General features: G+C 34.0%; 1 protein-coding gene. It reads right to left on the minus strand.

Features of this window, described 5'->3' with window-relative positions; genetic code table 11:
• Nucleotides 1–515, minus strand: a 515-nt coding sequence (locus tag EWZ81_RS03315; protein WP_240146741.1) for a glycosyltransferase family 10 domain-containing protein, incomplete at both ends; no start/stop codon positions are given.

Here is a 515-nt window from a genome sequence, read left to right on the forward strand (position 1 = left end):
GATTATAATCGGCTCTCAAATGATTATAATCGGCTCTCAAATGATTATAATCGGCTCTCAAATTATCAATAGTCGCTAAAGGCTCATTCAAATCACGATAGAAAATGAAAGGGTTATTGTGATAGATCGTATCATTTTCTAAAATCGTTTTAAAAAAATCAAGGATTTTTTTAAAACTCAAATCTTGGTAAAAACCAACTTTCCCATCAATTTCATTTAAAGGGTTTTCATAGAGCATGTCTAAATAAGCGTTTGGGTGCGTGTGCAAGTACCTCACGTAATCAATCGCTTCATCAAAGTTTTTGAAATCACAAACGTTCACAAAACTCTTAGGGTTAAAATCTTTCGCCACGCTAGGACTCCCCCAATAAATAGGAATGGTATGGCTGAAATAAGCGTCAATGATTTTTTCAGTTACATAGCCATAGCCTTGAGTGTTTTCAAAACACAGGTTGAATTTGTATTGGCTTAAAAACTCGCTCTTGTTTTTGACATTATAGCCTAAAGTGTTTTTC

It is taken from the genome of Helicobacter pylori (genome assembly GCF_011140715.1).
GTDB classification, from domain to species: domain Bacteria; phylum Campylobacterota; class Campylobacteria; order Campylobacterales; family Helicobacteraceae; genus Helicobacter; species Helicobacter pylori_DA.